This window comes from Brevundimonas subvibrioides ATCC 15264 (assembly GCF_000144605.1).
In the GTDB taxonomy this organism is placed as follows: domain Bacteria; phylum Pseudomonadota; class Alphaproteobacteria; order Caulobacterales; family Caulobacteraceae; genus Brevundimonas; species Brevundimonas subvibrioides.
Map to the genome: position 1 here is coordinate 1,775,211 of NC_014375.1, position 17,901 is coordinate 1,793,111.

Here is a 17,901-nt window from a genome sequence, read left to right on the forward strand (position 1 = left end):
CGCGATGGACCGGCGTTGCCATTCCGCCGCGAAGAATTTACGCCAGCGTCAGCCTGAGCTGTTGGGGGTGATCGATGCGCATCGAAACCGCGAGTGCTCGCGTGGCAGCGGGTCTGATCGCGCTGTTGGCGTGGATTGGCCTGGCGGTGCAGTTCGTGGCTGTGACGGCGCAGGTCGGATCAGTCACCGAGGCTGTGTGGGTCATGCTGAGGTACTTCACGGTCCTGACCAATCTGCTGGCTGCGTTGGTTTTGACGGGACTTGCCGTCGGTCAATCCGCGTGCCGTTCGCCGCGCCTTCTGGGCCTTCTGACGCTTTCCATCCTCTTTGTCGGCGTGGTCTACGCCGTCCTGCTCAGAGGGCTGCTGGAGCTGAGCGGTGGAGCGCTGTTCGCAGACACCGTCATGCACTACGTCGTGCCATCCCTCGTTCCCGTGTTCTGGCTTCTGTTCGCCCCCAAAGGCGCATTACGGTGGCATGACCCGGTGATATGGGCTGTCTATCCGGTGGCATATTTCGTGTATGCGCTGGCGCGTGGCGCGTCTGACGGAAAATATCCCTATCCGTTTATGGACATCCCCGTCGTTGGTTTGCCGTCAGCGCTCGCCACGGTGGCGATTATTTTGATCCTCTACCTCGCGGCAGGTTTGCTGCTGGTTGGTCTGGGGCGATGGATGGGGCGGTCGGGCGGGGTCTCCTGATGGCGCTGGTGTGCATGGCTCGGTTGGTTTCAGGGGCCCGCTAACTCCCGCAGCGGACGTCGGCAGCCTCCGCGTCTGGACAGCACGGCGAAGGGTCTCCGACAGCCACGTCCGATTCTGACGTAGCGATGTGCCATGCTTCCCGCATGACCATGAGCACTCAGATCAATCCCGAGGATCTCGACGGCCTCGGCGGCAATATGTGGGATCATATCCGGCGGGAGTATCTGTCGGGGGTGAAGGCGACGCACATCTGCCAGAAGTGGGACATCTCGCTCAGCTCGTTCCGGATGCATGCGCGGGCCGGGAAGTGGCGGCGGATCGATCAGCCGATCGGCGACGTGCTGCCGGAGGCCGGCGAGTTCCATCCCGAGGACGAGGTCAGTTTCGCCGACCTGGCCGACCAGGCCTTCCTCAACATCCGCCGCGCCCTGGGGATGGGCCGCGCGTCGGAGGCCTCGACCTGGATGCGCGTCTACGACCGCCTGTGCGACCGCGCCCGCGCCCATGTCATGGCCGACCTGCCCGACATCGCCCCGCCGAGGATCGAGTCCAGACGCGAGCCGCTGCGGCTGGTCGGGGACGGGGAGGCGAACCTCAACGATTTGAACGCGGTGTCTGAACCTATCGACACGGCTTCGCAGGATTTGGACTCCTTGCACCCGGTTTTTTCCGAGTCCAATCCGTGACGTCTCCTCCCCGTCGCGCAGCGATGGGGAGGTGGATCCGAAGCGCAGCGAAGGAGACGGAGGGGTTCTTCGTGCACGCAGAACCCCTCCATCAGCTCGCAAGGGCTCCCTGCCACCTCCCCATTCGCCCAGCGGCGAACGGGGAGGAGACAAAAGAAAAACACCCGGCCATTTCTGACCGGGCGTTCGCATCTCATTCCGGGCTCAAGCAGCGCGACCGCGCGTTAGCCCAGCAGGAATGCCTTACTTGATCTTGCCTTCCTTGAACTCGACGTGCTTGCGCACGACGGGATCGTATTTGTTGACGACCATCTTTTCCGTCATCGTGCGGGCGTTCTTCTTGGTGACGTAGAAGAAGCCGGTGTCGGCGGTCGAGTTCAGGCGGATCTTGATTGAGGCGGGCTTGGCCATCGGAAATTACCTTTGCGACGGCGGGAGAGCCGTGAAAATAAGAGGCGCGGAACATACTCAGCGCGCCTGTGAAGTCAACGCCCGACTTCGCGGCTTGAGCCGGGATCGATAGCCGCTAGGCTCCGGGTATGAAAGCCCCGCTCGCCGCCGCCCTCGCGCTGATCCTGTCCGCCTGCGCCACCGCGCCCGCGCCCTCGTCGCCGCAGGACGTCTTCATGGCCCGGCTGAACGCCCTGTGCGGTCAGCGATTCGAGGGGCGGGTCGTCACGACCGACGCGGCCGATGCCGGCTTCGCCAGCCAGCGTCTCGTGATGCACGTGCGCGACTGCGCCCCGGACGAGGTCCGCATCCCCTTCAGCGTCGGCGAGGACCGCTCGCGGACGTGGTTCGTGACCCGGACCGCCGCGGGCCTGACGCTGAAGCACGACCATCGTGATCCGCAGGGCCGGCCGGACGGCCTGCACTGGTACGGCGGGGACACGACCTCGACCGGCACGGCGGACCGTCAGGAGTTCCCGGTCGACGCCTTCTCGATCGCCCTGTTCAATGCGGGCGACGCGGCCGTCTCGACGACCAACGTCTGGGCCATGGAGGTCCATCCCGGGCGGATGTTCGCCTATGAACTGCGCCGCCCGAACCGGCATTTCCGGGTGGAGTTCGATCTGACGCGGCCGTTGGTGGAGCAGGGCGGACCCCGGTCTTGACCTGAGGGCCCCTCCCGCGTAAACGCGCCGGACTTTCGAGGCGGGGCCTGCCCCATCCTGATCGTGACAATTGAACGGACGGGCTGTGCCCGCCGGAACGCCCGAAGCGCGCGTTCCGGTTTTTTCGTTTGGCTGTTCGGTCCGGTCTCGAACGATCCCGGGCGTCTCCGTCGGAGGCGTTCAAAAGAAGGAAACCGAGGCGCCCCGGCCGACAGGCACACGCCTCCATCAGAAGTCGAGACTGTCCCTACGATGCCTACGATCAACCAGCTGATCCGCAAGCCCCGCAAGCCCAAGCCCGTGCGCAACAAGGTGCCCGCGCTCGAAGGTTCGCCCCAGCGCCGCGGCGTCTGCACCCGCGTCTATACGACGACCCCCAAGAAGCCGAACTCGGCTCTGCGTAAGGTCGCCAAGGTCCGCCTGGCCAAGTCCGGCTACGAAGCCGTGTGCTACATCCCCGGCGAGGGCCACAATCTGCAGGAGCACTCGGTGGTCCTGATCCGCGGCGGCCGCGTGAAGGATCTTCCCGGCGTGCGCTACCACATCCTGCGCGGCGTGCTCGACACGCAGGGCGTCAAGGACCGCAAGCAGCGCCGTTCGCACTACGGCACCAAGCGTCCGAAGTAAGCCGGACCGCCCCTCCAGATTCAGCCGGTTCCATCCGGCTTCCAGACACCGATTTAAAAGGCCCAACCCATGTCACGTCGTCACCGCGCCCAGAAACGCGAAGTCCTGCCGGATCCCAAATACAAGGATCTGATCGTCACCAAGTTCATGAATTACGTCATGTACGAGGGCAAGAAGGCCGTCGCCGAGAACATCGTCTACGGTGCGTTCGAGATCCTGGCCGAGAAGAAGAAGGACTTCGAGCCGGTCCAGACCTTCCACACCGCGCTGGAAAACGTCCAGCCGTCGGTCGAGGTTCGCTCGCGTCGCGTCGGTGGCGCCACCTACCAGGTGCCGGTCGAGGTTCGCCCCGATCGTCGCCGCGCTTTGGCCATCCGCTGGCTGGTGAACGCGGCGCGCAAGCGCGGCGAGAACACCATGACCGAAAAGCTGGCCGCCGAGCTGCTGGACGCCTCGAACAACCGCGGCACCGCGGTCAAGAAGCGTGAAGACACCCACAAGATGGCCGAAGCCAACCGCGCCTTCAGCCACTACCGCTGGTAGACGCCTTCAAAGCGTCAAACAGCGACACTATCTAGGCCTATCCGGCGCGGGCGGTTTCAGCTAAATCGCCCGCGCCCGCTTATTCGCAACATCGACGATCTCCCCGAGGACGCGTTACCTGCGTCCTGAACCACTTCAAGGCACGCTTTTCATGGCCCGCACTCACAAGCTCGAGGACTACCGCAACTTCGGCATCATGGCCCACATCGACGCGGGCAAGACGACGACGACCGAGCGGATCCTGTATTACACCGGCAAGAACCATAAGATCGGCGAAGTCCACGACGGCGCCGCGACCATGGACTGGATGGACCAGGAGCAGGAGCGGGGGATCACGATCACCTCGGCTGCCACGACCGCCTTCTGGCAGGGCAAGCGCCTGAACATCATCGACACCCCCGGCCACGTGGACTTCACCATTGAAGTCGAGCGTTCGCTGCGCGTGCTCGACGGCGCGGTCGCCGTGCTGGACGGCAACGCCGGCGTGGAGCCGCAGACGGAAACCGTCTGGCGCCAGGCCGACAAGTACAACGTTCCCCGGATCGTGTTCGTCAACAAGATGGACAAGATCGGTGCCGACTTCGACGCCTCGGTGCAGTCGATGCGCGACCGCCTGGGCGCCAAGGCCGTGCCGATCCAGTTCCCGATCGGTTCGGAAAACAGCCTGTCGGGCCTGGTCGATCTGGTCACCATGACCTCGGTGATCTGGGACAACGACGCCCTGGGCGCCAACTTCACCGTCGGCGAGATCCCGGCCGACCTGATGGACAAGGCCGTCGAGGCCCGCCAGTACCTGATCGACAACTCGGTCGAGCTCGACGACGAGGCGATGGAAGCCTACCTCGAAGGCACCGAGCCCTCGACGGAAGTGCTGAAGAAGTGCATCCGCAAGGCCGTGCTGACCGGTGCCTTCTATCCGATCCTCTGCGGCTCGGCCTTCAAGAACAAGGGCGTGCAGACGCTGCTGGACGCCGTCGTCGACTACCTGCCGTCGCCGCTGGACATCCCGCCGACCCCGGGCATCGACTTCAAGACCGAGGAGCCGATCGTGCGTCGCGCCTCGGACGACGAGCCCCTGTCGATCCTGGCGTTCAAGATCATGGACGACCCCTTCGTCGGCTCGCTGACCTTCTGCCGCCTGTATTCGGGCAAGATGGAAACCGGCCAGAACCTGCTGAACTCGTCGCGCGACAAGCGCGAGCGTGTCGGCCGGATGCTGCAGATGCACTCGAACAACCGCGAGGACGTCAAGGAAGCCTACGCCGGCGACATCGTCGCCCTGGCCGGCCTGAAGGACACCCGCACCGGGGACACCCTGTGCGATCCGTTGAAGTCGCCGGTCATCCTCGAGAAGATGGAATTCCCCGCGCCCGTGATCGAGATCTCGGTCGAGCCCAAGACCAAGGCCGACCAGGAGAAGCTGGGCGTCGCCCTGGCCAAGCTGGCCTCGGAAGATCCCTCGTTCACCGTCTCGACGGATCACGAGTCGGGCCAGACCATCCTGAAGGGGATGGGCGAGCTTCACCTCGACATCAAGATCGACATCCTGAAGCGCACCTACAAGGTCGAGGCCACGATCGGCGCGCCGCAGGTCGCCTATCGTGAATCGCTCGGCCGCAAGGTCGACATCGACTACACGCACAAGAAGCAGACCGGCGGTACGGGCCAGTTCGCCCGCGTCATGCTGACCTTCGAACCCGGCGAGCCGGGCTCGGGCTTCGTGTTCGAGAACTCGATCGTCGGCGGCGCGATCCCCAAGGAATACATCCCCGGCGTCGAAAAGGGTCTGAACTCCATCAAGGATTCGGGTCTGCTGGCGGGCTTCCCGCTGATCGACTTCAAGGCGACCCTGACGGACGGCAAGTTCCACGACGTCGACTCCAGCGTGCTGGCGTTCGAAATCGCGGCCCGCGCCGCCTTCCGCGAACTGAAGGAAAAGGGCGCGCCCAAGCTGCTCGAGCCGATCATGGCGGTCGAGGTCGTGACCCCCGAGGACTACCTCGGTTCGGTCATCGGCGACCTGAACGGCCGTCGCGGCATGATCCAGGGTCAGGACATGCGCGGCAACGCCACCGTCGTGAACGCCTTCGTGCCGCTGGCCAACATGTTCGGCTATGTGAACACCCTTCGCGGGATGTCGCAGGGCCGCGCCGCCTTCACCATGCAGTACGACCACTACGAGCCGGTGCCGCAACACGTCGCCGACGAAGTGATCAAGAAGTACTCTGCCTAAACCCCACCAACACCGGGCGGACCCTGGTCCGCCCGGACCCCTGAAAATCTAGGATATGCCCCCTCAATTCAGGGGACGGAGAGAAGAGAATGGCCAAGGAAAAGTTCGAACGTAACAAGCCGCATTGCAACATCGGCACGATCGGTCACGTGGACCACGGCAAGACGACGCTGACGGCGGCGATCACGATGACGCTGGCCAAGGCCGGTGGCGCCAAGGCGATGGCCTATGCGGACATCGACGCGGCTCCGGAAGAGAAGGCCCGCGGCATCACGATCAACACCGCGCACGTGGAATATGAGACGGCCAACCGTCACTATGCCCACGTCGATTGCCCCGGCCACGCCGACTATGTGAAGAACATGATCACCGGCGCCGCCCAGATGGACGGCGCGATCCTGGTGGTGTCGGCCGCCGACGGCCCGATGCCGCAGACCCGCGAGCACATCCTGCTGGCCCGTCAGGTCGGCGTGCCCGCCCTGGTCGTGTTCATGAACAAGGTCGACCTGGTCGACGACAAGGAGCTGCTGGAGCTCGTCGAGATGGAAGTGCGCGAGCTGCTTTCGTCCTACCAGTTCCCGGGCGACGACATTCCGATCACCATGGGTTCGGCCAAGGCCGCGACCGACGGCGTGAACCCGGAAATCGGCGAGCAGCAGGTTCTGGCGCTGATGGAAACCGTCGACGCCTACATCCCGCAGCCGGAACGCCCGGTCGACCTGCCGTTCCTGATGCCGGTCGAGGACGTGTTCTCGATCTCGGGCCGCGGCACCGTGGTCACGGGTCGCGTCGAGCGCGGCATCGTCAAGGTCGGTGAGGAAGTCGAGATCGTCGGCATCCGCCCCGTCCAGAAGACGACCTGCACGGGCGTGGAAATGTTCCGCAAGCTGCTGGACCAGGGTCAGGCGGGCGACAACGTCGGCGTGCTGCTGCGCGGCACCAAGCGTGAAGACGTCGAGCGCGGTCAGGTCCTGTGCAAGCCGGGCTCCATCACCCCGCACACCAAGTTCCTGGCCGAGGCCTACATCCTGACCAAGGAAGAGGGTGGCCGTCACACGCCGTTCTTCACCAACTACCGCCCGCAGTTCTACTTCCGCACCACGGACGTGACCGGCATCGTGCACCTCAAGGAAGGTGTCGAGATGATCATGCCCGGCGACAACGCCGAGCTGAACGTCGAGCTGATCACCCCGATCGCCATGGAAGAGAAGCTGCGCTTCGCCATCCGTGAAGGCGGCCGCACCGTCGGCGCCGGCGTGGTGGCCAAGATCATCGCCTAAGCGACGGTCTGAACCGATCTGAACGAGGCCTCCGGCGAAAGCCGGGGGCCTTTTTCTTTGGGCGACTCGCCGTCGCTGGGCCCGGCCATGTCGCATCTGTCAAAGACCGTCAGCACTCCCCACGCGAAGCTCGTGGACTTGAGCGTAGGTGCTAGTACCTAGCCTGACATAATAAAGGTTTTGTAGAGCTCCCGGAGCCCAAACAACTTCGGGGCCGTCGATGTATTCGATCGGCGGGGAGTTCAAATGCGTTCGATCCGCGTTGCTTCATTAATGAAGGCGCTCGCCACTGGCTTGGTCGTCGTCCTGACCGTCCTTCCCGCCCTGGCCATTGCCGCACGACCCGCCCGCCCCTTCGAAGCCGCAGCCGTCTTCCCGCCGTGGTGGGATGCAGCGCGCGTCAGGGCCGCGGTTGCGCCCGTCGGCGAGATTTCGGCGACCGGCCGGATGGCGACCGTTGTGACCGTGATCGGTGGCACCGACGTGGCCGCGGGCCTCCGCGCCGCCGGGGCCTGGTTCATTCTCAATCCCGCGCTCATTGGGTGCGCCGTCCGTCCCGGAGCCACATCATGATCTTCCAGCCGCGCGACCTCGTTCACCAGCGCGCCATCGGCGCCGGCGTCATTCTGGGGCTGGGCTATGTCCTGGTCGCGGTCGCGTTGATTCAGGCGCTGGTTCTGAAGTCCGATCTCCTGTCGGACGTCGGCCCGGCCCTCCTATGCGCTGCCGTCCAGACGGGGGTCTGGTTCGGATTCCGCGACCAGGCCTTCGGGCGGATGCTGTCGTCCATCCTGCTGATGGCCCAGGTCTCAACGCTGGTGGCTGCCCTGTCGGGCCATGCCCTGCAGACGGACATGCACATGGCCTATTTCGCCGCCCTGGCCGTGGTCGTCATCTACTGCGACTGGCGGGCGATCGTCGGGGGTGCCGTGACCGTGGCCCTGCATCACCTGATCCTGAGCTTTGTCCTTCCCGACCTCGTCTTTCCGGGCTCCGCGGACATCACGCGGGTGCTGGTCCATGCCGTCATCCTGGTGGTCGAAGCCGCTGTGCTGACCTGGAGCGCGGCCAGCGTGACGGCCATGTTCGCCGCCAACGCCGAGAGCCAGGCCGCCGCCGAACTCGCGACGCGGAAGGCCCATGAAGCCGCCGATGCCCTGGGCATTTCGCGGGCCACCACCGATCGTCAGGCCGCCGAGGCCGCCGATCGCGAGCGGACCGTCGCCCATGAGCAGGCCATGGTCGCGAAACAGACGGCCGAGCGCGACCGGGTTCTCGCCGAGGAGCAGGCCGAGGTCGTGGAAAAGACGGCCGCCGGGCTGAGCGCCCTGGCCCGCGGCGACCTGAGCTACCGCATCACAGGAGAGTTTCCGGCCAGCTATGCCAAGCTTCAGGCGGACTTCAACGTCGCGATCGAGGCCCTGCACGCTGACATAACCACCATCGACGCCAACGCGTCGGCGATCAGTTCCGAGGCCGCCGAAATCAGTCAGGCGGCGCATGAGCTGTCCCAACGCACGGAAACCCAGGCCGCCACCCTGGAAGAGACGGCCGCGGCGCTGGAAGAGGTCACGGCGACCGTGCGCATGGCGGCCCAGGGCGCGGACGATGCATCCGCGGTGATGGAGCGGACCCAGGCCGAGGCTGATCGAAGCCGCCCCGTCATCGAGGACGCGGTCAATGCCATGGGCGACATCGAGGCGTCGTCGGAACAGATCAGCCAGATCGTCGGGGTGATCGATGAGATCGCGTTCCAGACCAACCTGCTGGCCCTGAACGCCGGTGTCGAGGCTGCGAGGGCCGGCGACGCCGGACGCGGCTTTGCCGTGGTGGCCACGGAGGTGCGGGCTTTGGCTCAACGCTCCGCAGAGGCGGCCAAGGAGATCAACGCGCTGATCACCAAGAGCCGGGATCAGGTCAAGAATGGTGTCACGCTCGTCGGCCGCACCGGTGTGACGCTGGAGGCCATCGCCGCCCGGGTCAGCGACATTTCGGGCATCATGGGCCAGATCACGGCTTCGACCCGCGAACAGGCCACGGCCCTGGCCGAGATCAATCTGGCCATCAACCAGATGGACCAGGCGACCCAGCAGAACGCGGCCATGGTGGAAGAGTCCACGGCTGCCTGCCAGAACCTGACCAACGACGCCTCGCAACTGGCATCCCTGGTGGCCCGGTTCGAGCTCGGCGGCACCGGTCGCGGGCGACGGGCCCCGGCGGGCCGGCGCTCGATCGAGCGTTTCGCCGCCTGACGGTCCGGCCCGGGCGTGGCGCGCGCCTGGCGCGTTACGCTAGAAGGGGGGCATGATCCGATTCCTCGTCGTGCTTGGACTGGTTTTGGTCTGCGGGGCCTGCGCCACCCACCCCGGCGGGGTCGATCAGGTCCGTTTCGCGCGGGACCGGAGCTTTGTTCAGACAACCATCGAGGCCGGCCGTCTGCGCGGCGTGGAGGGGGCGGGTGTGCGTGCCTTCCTCGGGGTTCCCTACGCTGCGCCGCCAGTCGGAGACCTGCGCTGGCGGGGCCCAAGGCCCGTGCAGGCCTGGAGCGGCGTGCGCGACGCGACCCGGATCGGATCGGACTGCACCCAGGCTCTGGGCCGCGAGGCGATCCTGGGCGGCGGGGGCGGTCTGGTCGTCGGGTCCGAGGACTGCCTGTTCGTCAACATCTATGCGCCGGCCGGGGCAGCGGCGCAGGCCAGGCCCGTGATGGTCTATCTGCACGGCGGGGCCTTCACCATCGGGGCGGGCGCCAACTATGACCCCAGCCGTCTGGCGGCCGAGCAGGACCGGGTCGTCGTCACGGTCAACTTTCGGCTGGGTGCCCTGGGATGGCTGGCCCTTCCGGCGTTCGCGGACGACGGCGAGGGCGTGGGCGGCAACTGGGGCCTGATGGACCAGCAGGCGGCCCTGCGCTGGGTGCACGACAACATCGCCGCCTTCGGGGGCGATCCGGGGGACGTGACCCTGTTCGCCGAGAGTTCGGGCGCCTGGAGCGCCTGCTATCTGATGGCGTCGCCCGGTTCGGAGGGGCTGTACAGCCGCGTGATCCTGCAGAGCGGGCCGTGCCTGGAGCCGTCGTCGCTGAACGCGGCGGCGGACCAGGCCGGGCCGGGGTTGGCCTTCGCGGCCAATCTGGGGTGTCCGGGACCGGATGTCGTGGCGTGCCTGAGGAAGACGCCGGCCTGGCGAATCGCCCGGGGGGCCTCGACGCGGTCGGGAATCAACGGGCCGGGATCGTGGGGCCCGGTCTTCGGCGACGCCATGGTGCCGCTGAGCCCGCCCGAGGCCTTCGCCAAAGGGGCCTTCACCCGGGTCCCGGTCATGGTGGGCTCCAATACCGACGAAGGGCGTCTGTTCGCCGTCGAGGTGCGCGACATGGACCGATATGAGAAGGAGACGCACTGGCTGTACGGCGACGCCGGCACCGGAGCGCTGGAGCGCTATCCGGTCGATGCCGAGGGGCCTGCGGTGGCGATCGCCCAGAGCTTCACCGACAGCCGGTTCTCATGCCCCGCCGACTCGCTTCGGCGGCTGCTGGCGCGGCACGTGCCGGTGCATGGCTACGAATTCGCCGACCGCGAAGTGCCGTTCATCCTGCCCGACTGGATCACCGGGCTGGACATGGGCGCCTATCATGCCAGCGAGCTGGCCTATGTGTTCGGCACGTCGTGGATCTTCACAGACACCGACCGGTGGACCCCAGAGCAGCGTGCATTGTCGGAGCGGATAATGGCGCTGTGGGCCGGGTTCGGCCAGGACACCGACTTTGACGCGCGCTGGCCCCGGGTGACGGATGGCGGTGGGCCTGTCGTGGTGTTCGACCCGGCCGGCGACCGGGTCGATACGACGTTCCACGACCGGCACCAGTGCGGCTTCTGGGGCGGCACGGCGCTGGGGCCCGTGGAGCCTAGCTGAAAATGACCTCGACGCCCGGCTTCACGGCCTTGGCCAGCTGCTCGGCGCTCCAGTTAGTCAGTCGAACGCAGCCGCTGGAGGCGGTCTTGGCGATCTTCGAGGGCTCGGGAGTGCCGTGGATGCCGTAGGTGTCGCGGGAGAGCTCGATCCAGACCGAGCCGACCGGGTTGTTCGGACCTGCGGGCACGACGACCTTCTTGTCGCCGCGGTCGTAGCTGACCCGATCGGGATCGTAGGTGTAATCCGGCTCGTTCGCGACGCCGACGACCGTCAGACGCCCCGTCGGAGCCGGGCGGGCCGAGCTGCCGACCGTGGCCGGATAGAAGGCCAGCAGGGTGCCGTCTGCCCCGAAGGCGCGCAGCGATCCTTCGCCTTTGCTGACCTCAATGCGGGTCACGGCGGCGGGCAGGGGCTGGTCGGCCACAGCGGGGACAAGGATCGCCTGGCCCGCGCGGGCGAAGTCGACGCCGGGGTTGAGCGCGGTCAACAGGCCCTCGGTGACATGGAACCGTTCGGCCAGCATCTCCAGCGGCGTGCGATAGGACAGGGCGGTCAGTTCGCCCTGGGCCGCCAGATCGGTCGGGATGGTGGCGACGAACGGTCCGGCCACGTCGGCCGCGCTGATCGTATAGGTCGTGGTGACCGCGCCGGCGTTCTGCGTCAGGCGGGCGAAGACCTGTTCATCCAGCTGGCCGTCGACCGGCAGGTCGTTGGCCTGCTCGAAAGCGGCCACGGCCTGTTCCGTATTCTGGCCGCCCAGTCCGTCGATGGCCCCGGGCGAGAATCGGGCGCGGTCTAGCAGGATCTGGGCGCGGATGATGTCGGGACGGGGAGGGGTGGCGTTCGCGGCCGGCGCGCCTTCGTCGCCCGGGGCGGTCGGGGCTGCCGATCCGGTGCGGGTGGAGGCGGGCTGCGCCGGGCGGGTCGGTGACCACGCGGCGGACTCGATCGATTGGGCCGACAACGGGCCGGTTCCCCCGGCCTGGACCGGGTTTGTGGCCGGCGCTGTCCGGGCGGTCGGTGCGGACTGTTCGGGATCCTGCGCGTCGCAGGCGGCGAGGGACACGGAGGCGAGAAGGGCGGTGGCAAGCGACAGGCGGATCATGAAACGGGGCCTTCTGAGGGACAGGTCTAGCCAACCCGCGGCGGAGTTTACCGTTCCGCACAACCGCCGGCGGGTGCCCGCTTGCCGGGAACCGGAAACAGGTGTGTAGGTTCAGTCCCGGACGTTAGGATTTTGGTAACCTTCATGCGACGCGCCCTGCACATCGGCCTCTTCATCGGCACCCTGATCGGGGTCTCCGCCTGCGCGACAGCACACGACGGGCCGGGGCCACAGCGGGGGGCCTATGGCTCGGTGGATGCGGGCTCGACCCACTGATCCGCGTCCCCAAGGAAATCGTGGCGAAAGCGGCCACATTCGGCTAATGACGAAGGGCGGACGCCGGCTGTTGCGCCGCGCCGGTCCCACTCCCCCCTAGATGTTACTCATCGCCATCGCCGTCGTTCTGCTCCTCGTGGTGCTCAACGGCCTGTTCGCCGCGACCGAGATGGCGGTCGTCTCGTCCCGAAAATCCAAGCTTCAGAGCCGCGCCGAGCGCGGTGACCGCGGGGCGCGAGCCGCGCTGAAGCTGTCGGAAGACCCCACCCATTTCCTGTCCGCCGTCCAGGTCGGCATCACGCTGATCGGGATTCTGGCGGGTGCCTATGGTCAGGCAGCCATCGCCGGAGAGCTGACCCGTATCCTGGAGGGGGCCTTCCCGGCCGCGGGCCACTGGGCGCAGATCGCCTCGACCGCCGTGGTGGTCGTGGGCATCACCTATGTCTCGCTGATCGTGGGCGAGCTGGTGCCCAAGCGTCTGGCGCTGATCTTCCCCGAATCGATCGCCGCCAAGATGGCGGCGCCGATCTCGACCGTGGCCATCGTGCTGCATCCGTTCGTGGTGCTGCTGACGGCTTCGACCTCCGGCATCCTCAAGGTCATGGGCGTCAAGGACCGGGACGGGTCCGATGTCACCCAGGAGGAGGTCGAAACCATGATCGCGGAGGGCACCTCCGCCGGTCTGATCGAGCCCGAAGAGCAGACGATGATCGAGGAGATCCTGCGTCTGGGCGACCGGCCGATCCGGGTCGCCATGACGCCGCGCCACGAGGTCTTCTGGGTCGCCCTGAACGACACCGAAGCGGTTCTCCGCGAAGAGGTCCGGACCTGCCCCTATTCGCGGATCGTCGTGGCCAAGGAAAACGACGTCGATAACCCGCTGGGCGTCGTCCACAAGAAGGACCTGCTGGACAGCCTGCTGGACAACGGCGAGTTCAATATCGAGAAGCACGTCCAGACGCCGGCCTTCATTCCCCAGTCGACCTCGGTGCTGAAGGCGCTGGAGATCCTGAAGGCGTCCAAGGTCCACATGGCCTTTCTGGTCGACGAGTTCGGGGCCTTCGAAGGCGTGGTGACCGCCACCGACCTGCTGGAGATGATCGCCGGCGACTTCGACGAGGGCCACGACGACAAGGAGGCGCTGATCCGTCTGCGCGACGACGGCACCTGGCTGGTCGACGGCCAGACCGACCTGGACGAGCTGTCGGATGAACTGGGCGAGGACTTCGGCGAAGCCGACGGCTTCCACACCGTGGCCGGCCTTGTGCTGCATCAGCTGTCGCGCGTCCCGGACGAGGGCGAGATCCTTCAGCTCGGCCGCTTCGAGGTCGAGGTCATCGACATGGACGACCGCCGCATCGACAAGCTGCTTTTTCGCCAGGTCGTGAACAGAGAAGATGAGGCCGACGCGGTCGCCGCGCACCTGGATCACTGATCCGGCCTTGAAATGGTCGGCAGCGTCAGGCATAGCCCCCCGTCTGGCGAACGGACGCGCCGCGGGGTCTTCCTCACGGCGCATCTGACTTGTCTAGGAGTTTAGCTCAGCTGGTAGAGCACCGGTCTCCAAAACCGGGGGTCGTGGGTTCGAATCCCCCAACTCCTGCCATTTTCCCCCTGTTCTCGCAGCCTGGGCCTCCCCATCTGCGGGGACAGGACCCAAGTTCGAAACGAGACCTTTAAGGCGATCATGGCCAAGCCCCACTTCCCCGGCCGTCGCACCGGCAATCCCGCCGCTCGTGCCAAGCCGCAACTGGCGACGGCTGCGGCTGCCTCGACCGTAACAGTGGACGCGCCCGCGCCCAAGAAGCGGACCTCACCCGGCCAGTTCATCAGCCAGGTGCAGGCCGAGGCGCGCAAGATCGTCTGGCCCAGCCGCAAGGAAACCTGGATCACCTCGGTCATGGTGTTCATCATGGTCGCCATCGCGGTCGTGTTCTTCTGGGCCGTCGACACCGCCCTGGGCTGGCTGTCGACCATCATTCTCGCCATCGGCCAATAATCAACAAGGAGACGCGCCCATGACGGATGCAGCGCCCGACACCAAGGTCGCCTCGAACCCGAGGCACAAGTGGTACATCGTCCACGCCTATTCGAACTTCGAGAAGAAGGTCGCCCAGCATATCCGCGACCAGGCCAAGCAGCGCGATCTGGAGGAATGCTTCTCCGAGATCCTGGTGCCGACCGAGGACGTCGTGGAAATCCGCCGGGGCCGCAAGGTCAACTCCGAGCGCAAATTCTTCCCGGGCTATGTCCTGGTGAAGATGGAACTGACCGACGACGCCTATCACCTGGTCAAGGACACGCCCAAGGTCACGGGCTTCCTGGGCGCCGCGGGCGGCACCAAGCCGCTGCCGGTCTCCGAGCGTGAGGTCCAGGCCATCATCGGCGCCGTGGAAGAGGGCGTGGAGCGTCCCAAGCCCACGATCCGCTTCGACATCGGCGAGACCGTCAAGGTCATCGACGGTCCCTTCGCCAGCTTCGACGGCCAGGTGGAGAGTGTCGACGAGGACGCCGCCCGCCTGCGCGTCGCCGTCTCGATCTTCGGCCGGCCGACGCCGGTGGATCTGGAATACAGCCAGGTCGAGAAGAACGCGGCCTAGGCCTTTCAGGATCACGATCTGCAGCGGCGGCTCTTCGGAGCCGCCGTTTGCTTTTGCGGGGTGCCTCCGCTATAGGCGCGCCTCCCGTGGCTCCGGCTCCGGGACAAATCCGTGGGAGGCAGCCATGCCCGACCACGGCTCACCGGCCCCGATTAGCTTCGGGGTCATTCACAGGAGAGACCAATGGCCAAGAAGATTCTGGGCTATATCAAGCTGCAGGTGCCGGCCGGTTCGGCCACGCCTTCGCCGCCCATCGGGCCCGCACTGGGTCAACGGGGCGTGAACATCATGGGCTTCGTCAAGGAGTTCAACGCGCGCACCGAGAAGGAAGTGAAGGGCACGCCCCTGCCGACCGTGATCACGGTCTACCAGGACAAGAGCTTCACCTTCGTCACCAAGACCCCGCCGGCCACCCACTACATCAAGCAGGCCGTGGGCATCACCTCGGGCGCCAAGCTGACGGGCCGCGAGACGGTCGGTTCGATCACCCGCACCCAGCTGCGCGAGATCGCCGAGAAGAAGATGAAGGACCTGAACGCCAACGATCTGGATGCCGCCGCGCGCATCATCGAAGGTTCCGCCAAGGCCATCGGCCTGAACATCGTGGAGCGCTGAGCATGTCGAAGCCAACCAAGCGCATGAAGGCGTTCACCGCCGACACCCAGGCCCTGATGACCGTCTCCGACGCCATCGCCGCCGTGAAGGCCCACGCCACCGCCAAGTTCGACGAGTCGATCGAGATCGCCGTCAACCTGGGCGTCGACCCCCGTCACGCCGACCAGCAGGTCCGTGGCGTGGTGAACCTGCCGTCCGGCACCGGCCGTGACGTCCGCGTCGCCGTCTTCGCCAAGGACGCCAAGGCCGCCGAGGCCCTGGCCGCCGGCGCCGACGTCGTGGGTGCCGAGGATCTGTACGAAAAGATCAACGGCGGCTTCATGGACTTCGACCGCGTCATCGCGTCCCCGGACATGATGGCCCTGGTCGGTCGTCTGGGTAAGGTGCTGGGCCCGCGCGGCCTGATGCCGAACCCCAAGGTCGGCACCGTGACCCCGAACGTCGCCCAGGCCGTCAAGGACGCCAAGGGCGGTGCGGTCGAGTTCCGCGTCGAGAAGGCCGGTATCGCCCACGGCGGCATCGGCAAGGCCTCCTTCACTCAGGAAGCCCTCGAGGCCAACGTCCGCGCCTATGTCGACGCCCTGCAAAAGGCTCGTCCGACCGGCGCCAAGGGCACCTACGTCAAGCGCATCAGCCTGTCGTCCACGATGGGCCCGGGCGTGAAGATCGATCCGGCCTCCGTCACGGCCTGATCCCGACCATCGTCGGATAGAGAACAGGGGCGGCGACCGCAGGGTCGCCGCCCTTTTTTCTTGCGCTACGGGCTGCCTCGTAGATTGTACGCGTACAACCTGGGGGATTTTCGATGACGCATCGTCTGACGAGCCTTTGCGCCGTCGTCGTTCTGGCGTGCGGTGCGGTGGCGGCCCCCGCCATGGCGCAGGATCGGGCCATCGACCAGGTCTCGGGACCGCACGCCGCCGAGCGGCTGGCCTTGGCGCGCCGGTATATGGCGGCGATGCAGGTGGATCAGATGGGCGTCATGATCCGCGACATGATCACGGGGGCCGGCGCAGAGTTCACCAAGAGCGAAGGCGGCTTCGATCCTCAGGCCTATGAGCGGGCGCTGCAGGCGACGACGTCGCGGATGATCGAACGCATCTTTGCCGAGACCGCCCCGATCTATGCCGACATCTACACGCTCGAGCAATTGCAGGGCATCGTCGCCTTCTACGAAAGCGATCTCGGCCAGGCCACATTGACCGGCATGTATGAGGCGGCACCCAGGGTTCAGGAGCGCATAGCCGAGCTTATGCCTTCGCTGACGCGCGACGTGGTGGTCGAGCTGTGCGCCGAGCTGAAGTGCACGCCCGATGAACTGCGTGAGGCCAAGGATGCCGCGCAGCAAGGCCTGCTGGCCGACTGAGTCGGCTTGCAATTCCTATCCTGCGCTGTATAGAGCGCGCTCTTCCGTCGAGACCCCGGTCCCGACGGTCCTGTCCGAGAACTTCGGGGTCTGGGGGTCACCCAGGCCATAAATGCTGGAGAGCCCTCCAGCGCCGTGGGGAGATGGGGACGTGAAGACGCATCGGTCGGCCCGGCATCCGGGACGGACCCAGCGTCAGACCTTCCTTCGGACATCGTTACCCGGCCTCAACGCTTCGCGGCGACGCGCAGTGCTTTGGCCAACTCGTTGTCGGGAATAAGCCCGGCGGCGAACCTCAAGACTGGAGACCGCAATGGATCGCGCACAAAAAGCCGAGTCGATCGAGTCGCTGAAAGGCGTCTTCGCCGAGGCTGGCAGCGTGGTCGTGGCCCATAACCTGGGCCTGACCGTTGCGGAAATGGAAGACCTGCGGGGCCGTCTGCGCTCCGCCGGTGGAGCGTTCAAGGTGGTCAAGAACCGCCTGGCGCTGAAGGCGCTCGAAGCGGCCGAAGGCAGCGAGTACCACGGCCTGTTCAAGGGGCCCGTGGGCATCGCATACGCCGAGAACCCCGCCACGGCCGCCAAGGTCTCGACCGAGTTCGCCAAGGGCAATGACCGCTTCGTCATCGTCGGTGGCTTCATGGGCGAGACCGTCGTCGATCTGAAGGGCGTGGAGAGCCTCTCCAAACTGCCGACACTCGACGAGATCCGCGCTTCGCTGCTCGGCCTGCTCAACGCGCCCGCGACCAAGATCGCCGGCGTCGTCCAGGCCCCCGCTGCCCAACTGGCCCGGGTGTTCAACGCCTATGCCACCAAGGAAGCCGCGTAAGCGACCT

20 protein-coding genes and 1 tRNA gene are annotated in these 17,901 nt (G+C 66.2%); 19 read left to right on the forward strand and 2 right to left on the reverse strand.

The features are described 5' to 3' along the window. The first annotated feature begins 74 nt into the window (after positions 1-74). Both BRESU_RS08855 and BRESU_RS16920 read left to right on the forward strand, forming a co-directional pair. Positions 75-701 carry a Pr6Pr family membrane protein gene (locus tag BRESU_RS08855; RefSeq protein WP_013269200.1) on the forward strand — a complete coding sequence of 209 codons (627 nt, stop codon included), beginning with the start codon at positions 75-77 and terminating at the stop codon, positions 699-701. Positions 702-847: 146 nt separating this feature from the next. Next, positions 848-1,390, forward strand: coding sequence for a hypothetical protein (locus BRESU_RS16920; protein WP_013269201.1), 543 nt, complete (start codon positions 848-850; stop codon positions 1,388-1,390). Between the two features lie 243 nt (positions 1,391-1,633). Here the strand turns inward: BRESU_RS16920 and rpmG are convergent, their stop codons facing one another. Then, the gene (rpmG, locus tag BRESU_RS08860) at positions 1,634-1,801 is read right to left on the reverse strand and encodes a 50S ribosomal protein L33 (RefSeq protein ID WP_013269202.1); all 168 of its coding nucleotides are present in this window, start codon (positions 1,799-1,801) and stop codon (positions 1,634-1,636) included. Between the two features lie 128 nt (positions 1,802-1,929). Here rpmG and BRESU_RS08865 point away from each other — a divergent pair, with 128 nt between their 5' ends. From BRESU_RS08865 to BRESU_RS08900, 8 genes are all read left to right on the forward strand, one after another. Continuing rightward, positions 1,930-2,505, forward strand: coding sequence for a hypothetical protein (locus BRESU_RS08865; RefSeq protein ID WP_013269203.1), 576 nt, complete (start codon positions 1,930-1,932; stop codon positions 2,503-2,505). Positions 2,506-2,757: 252 nt separating this feature from the next. After that, positions 2,758-3,132 (forward strand): 30S ribosomal protein S12, encoded by a 375-nt coding sequence (gene rpsL / locus BRESU_RS08870; RefSeq protein WP_013269204.1) that lies wholly within the window; start codon positions 2,758-2,760, stop codon positions 3,130-3,132. A gap of 69 nt (positions 3,133-3,201) precedes the next feature. Further along, positions 3,202-3,675 carry a 30S ribosomal protein S7 gene (rpsG, locus tag BRESU_RS08875; protein WP_013269205.1) on the forward strand — a complete coding sequence of 158 codons (474 nt, stop codon included), beginning with the start codon at positions 3,202-3,204 and terminating at the stop codon, positions 3,673-3,675. Between the two features lie 151 nt (positions 3,676-3,826). After that, a complete protein-coding gene (gene fusA / locus BRESU_RS08880; RefSeq protein ID WP_013269206.1) occupies positions 3,827-5,908 on the forward strand; it encodes an elongation factor G in 2,082 nt (693 codons plus the stop codon). A gap of 89 nt (positions 5,909-5,997) precedes the next feature. After that, positions 5,998-7,188, forward strand: a complete 1,191-nt coding sequence (gene tuf, locus BRESU_RS08885) for an elongation factor Tu (protein ID WP_013269004.1) — start codon at positions 5,998-6,000, stop codon at positions 7,186-7,188. Between the two features lie 246 nt (positions 7,189-7,434). Then, positions 7,435-7,761: a hypothetical protein gene (locus tag BRESU_RS08890; protein WP_013269207.1), complete on the forward strand. Its 327-nt coding sequence runs from the start codon at positions 7,435-7,437 to the stop codon at positions 7,759-7,761. Further along, positions 7,758-9,440 (forward strand): methyl-accepting chemotaxis protein, encoded by a 1,683-nt coding sequence (locus tag BRESU_RS08895; protein WP_013269208.1) that lies wholly within the window; start codon positions 7,758-7,760, stop codon positions 9,438-9,440. The genes BRESU_RS08890 and BRESU_RS08895 overlap by 4 nt, the downstream gene beginning before the upstream one ends. A gap of 52 nt (positions 9,441-9,492) precedes the next feature. After that, on the forward strand, positions 9,493-11,103 hold the full coding sequence (locus tag BRESU_RS08900; protein WP_013269209.1) for a carboxylesterase/lipase family protein: 1,611 nt from the start codon (positions 9,493-9,495) through the stop codon (positions 11,101-11,103). Here the strand turns inward: BRESU_RS08900 and BRESU_RS08905 are convergent. Then, the gene (locus BRESU_RS08905) at positions 11,096-12,208 is read right to left on the reverse strand and encodes a L,D-transpeptidase family protein (protein ID WP_013269210.1); all 1,113 of its coding nucleotides are present in this window, start codon (positions 12,206-12,208) and stop codon (positions 11,096-11,098) included. The genes BRESU_RS08900 and BRESU_RS08905 overlap by 8 nt on opposite strands. 144 nt (positions 12,209-12,352) lie before the next feature. Between BRESU_RS08905 and BRESU_RS17750 the strand changes: the two genes are divergently transcribed. The 9 genes from BRESU_RS17750 (at position 12,353) to rplJ (ending at position 17,894) form a co-directional block, all read left to right on the forward strand. Beyond that, entirely contained in the window at positions 12,353-12,484 is a 132-nt protein-coding gene (locus BRESU_RS17750) for a hypothetical protein (RefSeq protein WP_280990771.1), read from the forward strand. A 100-nt stretch (positions 12,485-12,584) separates the two neighbouring features. Next, complete coding sequence (locus tag BRESU_RS08910) at positions 12,585-13,919, forward strand: hemolysin family protein (protein ID WP_013269211.1); 1,335 nt, start codon at positions 12,585-12,587, stop codon at positions 13,917-13,919. A 95-nt stretch (positions 13,920-14,014) separates the two neighbouring features. Continuing rightward, positions 14,015-14,090, forward strand: a tRNA-Trp gene (locus tag BRESU_RS08915). A gap of 81 nt (positions 14,091-14,171) precedes the next feature. Next, positions 14,172-14,483, forward strand: a complete 312-nt coding sequence (gene secE / locus BRESU_RS08920) for a preprotein translocase subunit SecE (RefSeq protein ID WP_013269212.1) — start codon at positions 14,172-14,174, stop codon at positions 14,481-14,483. Positions 14,484-14,502: 19 nt separating this feature from the next. Beyond that, positions 14,503-15,084: a transcription termination/antitermination protein NusG gene (gene nusG / locus BRESU_RS08925; protein WP_013269213.1), complete on the forward strand. Its 582-nt coding sequence runs from the start codon at positions 14,503-14,505 to the stop codon at positions 15,082-15,084. A 183-nt stretch (positions 15,085-15,267) separates the two neighbouring features. Continuing rightward, a complete protein-coding gene (gene rplK / locus BRESU_RS08930; RefSeq protein ID WP_013269214.1) occupies positions 15,268-15,699 on the forward strand; it encodes a 50S ribosomal protein L11 in 432 nt (143 codons plus the stop codon). A gap of 2 nt (positions 15,700-15,701) precedes the next feature. Continuing rightward, complete coding sequence (gene rplA, locus BRESU_RS08935; RefSeq protein WP_013269215.1) at positions 15,702-16,391, forward strand: 50S ribosomal protein L1; 690 nt, start codon at positions 15,702-15,704, stop codon at positions 16,389-16,391. A gap of 113 nt (positions 16,392-16,504) precedes the next feature. Beyond that, on the forward strand, positions 16,505-17,065 hold the full coding sequence (locus tag BRESU_RS08940; RefSeq protein WP_013269216.1) for a DUF2059 domain-containing protein: 561 nt from the start codon (positions 16,505-16,507) through the stop codon (positions 17,063-17,065). Between the two features lie 313 nt (positions 17,066-17,378). Continuing rightward, the gene (rplJ, locus tag BRESU_RS08945; RefSeq protein WP_013269217.1) at positions 17,379-17,894 is read left to right on the forward strand and encodes a 50S ribosomal protein L10; all 516 of its coding nucleotides are present in this window, start codon (positions 17,379-17,381) and stop codon (positions 17,892-17,894) included. Positions 17,895-17,901: the final 7 nt, after the last annotated feature.